Source organism: Bacillus sp. 05T31 (genome assembly GCF_056396725.1).
Genome location: NZ_JBFTMA010000551.1, coordinates 1 through 3054, shown reverse-complemented (window position 1 = coordinate 3054; position 3054 = coordinate 1). Strand labels below are relative to the sequence as shown.

Below are 3054 nucleotides of genomic sequence, written 5' to 3'. Positions count from 1 at the left end.
GTTCAGCGCTTGTGCGACGTCAATGGAAACGTTGGCGATTGGATCAGCTTTTATAGATGGTGGATTTGCGAATCGTATTTTAGCTACAGTAAGTAGTCATAATGCGACGGCTGAAAGACAATTTCGTTCCCCAACAGAATACGGAGGACAAAAGCCAGGGACAGCAAACTCAACTGTTACCGGAGCAGGGTCAATATTAATTAGCAATGAGGAGAGTGCAATTAAAATAACAGCAGCAACAATTGGTAAAGTGCAAGATTTAGGAATTGCTAATCCTTTAGATATGGGATCAGCGATGGCACCAGCTGCTGCTCATACAATTCAACAACATTTTGAAGATTTGAGAAGAAGTGCAGCTGATTATGATCTTATTGTTACTGGTGATTTATCGGCTGTTGGGACACCAATTGCGAAACAACTTTTACTTGAGGAAGGGTATGATTTGGGGAATGTATACAATGATTGTGGATTAATGATTTACAATTCAAATCAAGAAGAAGTGTTTGCAGGGGGCAGTGGTTGTGCTTGTTCAGCTGTTGTAACATACGGCCATTTATTGCGTGAAATGCAAAAAGGGAATTTACAAAGAATTTTTGTCGTTGCAACTGGAGCTTTATTAAGCCCGATGATGATGCAACAGAAGGAAACGATTCCAACGATTGCGCATGGTGTTGTGTTTGAAAGCGTTAAAGGAGAGTGAATTGTGGATTTTGTATATGCATTTCTTGTAGGAGGAGCTATTTGTGTAATTGGACAAGTGCTGCTAGATTTCGCAAAGTTAACACCGGCACATTTAATGGCAACTTTTGTAGTCGCCGGAGCTATTTTAGACGGATTCGGATTGTACGATAAGCTTATAAAATTTGCAGGTGCTGGGGCAACAGTCCCTATTACAAGTTTTGGACACTCACTATTGCACGGGGCAATGCATGCGGCAGAAAAACATGGATATTTAGGRATTGGAATCGGTATGTTTAGCTTAACGTCTGCGGGGATTTCAGCAGCGATATTATTTTCATTTTTTGTTGCACTTATATGTAAACCGAAAGGATAAATCAAATGAGACGAAGGGTTGTTTTGGTCACAGATGGAGATGAATATGCAAAGCGGACAATTGAGCTGTTAACAAAGGAATTTGGGGGGAGGTGTATTTCAGCATCGCAAAGTAATCCGACCAAATTGACAGGGAAGAAAGTTGTTGAGCTTATTATGCAAACGCCATATGACCCTGTATTTGTCATGTTTGATGACAGCGGATTTATAGGAGAAGGATCTGGTGAAAAGGCGTTAAAGTATGTCGCAACACATAAGCAAGTTGATGTACTGGGTATTTTAGCAGTAGCATCTAATACACATCATTGGGAATGGGCACGTGTAGATGTAAGTGTAGATCGGAATGGGAATTTGACAGAATACGGCGTTGATAAATTTGGACTCCCAGATGGTGACATTGGCAGGATTAGTGGGGATACGATTTATTGTTTAGATGATCTGAATGTTCCTGTCATTGTGGGGGTCGGTGATATTGGCAAGATGTGCGGAAATGATGAATGGGAGAGAGGATCACCTATTACTAGAAAAGCGATTCAATTAATTTTGGAAAGGAGTGGCTTTTATGACGAAGCCTAAAAAAGTGAATATCCCGATTTCATCTTTTTTAAGTGATAATGAAAATTATTTAAAGCAAACAGTTGGACTTGGTGTTACATACGATGTTGGTATTCGTAAATTTCAAATTTTAAATAAAGAAATTGGTGTGTTATTTGTAAATGGACTTTGTGATACGAATTATATTATCCCTATTTTAGAAGAAGCGGTGGATACAAATGAAATAAGGGATGTAGAAGAAGATACAGTAAAGCTTTTAGAGAATCGTTTAATTCATCAACAAGTAAGTAAAGTAAAAACGATGGATGATGTAATGCTCCAAGTATTATCAGGACTCATTGTTATATTTGTGGAAGGTGAAACGGAAGCGTTCGCAATAGATGTTCGTAGTTATCCGGGCCGGACACCGACAGAACCAGATACAGAAAAGGTAGTGCGTGGTGCAAGGGATGGATTTGTTGAAAATATCGTTGTAAATACAGCGTTAATTCGTAGAAGGATACGCGATCCACGTCTTCGAAATGAAATGATTCGAGTAGGAGATAGATCGCAAACGGATATTTGTATTACATATGTACAAGATGTTGCAAACACAGATTTAGTAAAGATTATAAAACAAGAATTAAATAACATTGATGTAGACGGGATTACGATGGCGGATAAAACAGTAGAAGAATTTGTAGTCAAGCAAAGCTATAATCCCTTCCCGCTTATTCGATATACAGAAAGGCCGGATGTAGCAGCAAATCATCTATTAGAAGGACACGTGCTAGTGCTCGTTGATACATCACCAAGTGTTATGATTACGCCAACAACATATTTCCACCATTTACAGCATGCAGAGGAGTTTAGACAAAATCCCGCTGTAGGTACATTTTTACGTTGGGTACGTTTTTTAGGTGTTATATTTTCGTTATTCTTATTGCCGTTTTGGTTAGTCTTTGTATTTGATCCAACTCTTTTGCCTGAAAGCCTTGCTTTCATTGGACCGAATAAGATGACACATTTACCAATTTTATTACAAGTTTTGATGGCGGAAATCGGACTCGAATTTTTAAGGATGGCTGCTATTCATACACCGACATCATTGTCGTCTGCAGCAGGATTAATTTCTGCCATATTAATTGGCCAAATTGCAATTGATGTAGGTTTGTTTGTACCAGAAGTTATTTTGTATGTAGCGGTTTCTATGATTGGRTCATTTGCWACGCCAAGTTATGAGTTGGGGCTTGGGAATAAGATTGGAAAATTATTTGTYATTATTTTRACRGGTATATTTCATGAAATGGGATTTGTCATTGGAATGACGATRTTGATTCTRTTTTTAACATCTATAARAAGYTTGCAAACACCGTATTTATGGCCGTTTTTACCGTTTGATTGGGGCGCGTTAACGAAAATTTTACTTCGTCCAACTATGTCTAGTTTAAAGGTTCGTCCAAGTAT

4 protein-coding genes are annotated in these 3054 nt (G+C 38.4%); all 4 read left to right on the top strand.

What is annotated here, in order from left to right; genetic code table 11:
- Positions 1-700, top strand: a 700-nt coding sequence (locus AC1DJR_RS23975) for a beta-ketoacyl-[acyl-carrier-protein] synthase family protein (RefSeq protein WP_477003672.1), incomplete at its 5' end; no start/stop codon positions are given.
- A gap of 3 nt (positions 701-703) precedes the next feature.
- A complete protein-coding gene (spoVAE, locus tag AC1DJR_RS23970; protein ID WP_002192610.1) occupies positions 704-1054 on the top strand; it encodes a stage V sporulation protein AE in 351 nt (116 codons plus the stop codon).
- 5 nt (positions 1055-1059) lie between these two features.
- Positions 1060-1629, top strand: a complete 570-nt coding sequence (gene spoVAEA, locus AC1DJR_RS23965; RefSeq protein WP_193645000.1) for a stage V sporulation protein SpoVABEA — start codon at positions 1060-1062, stop codon at positions 1627-1629.
- On the top strand, positions 1616-3054 hold a 1439-nt coding region (locus AC1DJR_RS23960; protein ID WP_477003671.1), incomplete at its 3' end, for a spore germination protein. The genes spoVAEA and AC1DJR_RS23960, both read left to right, overlap by 14 nt.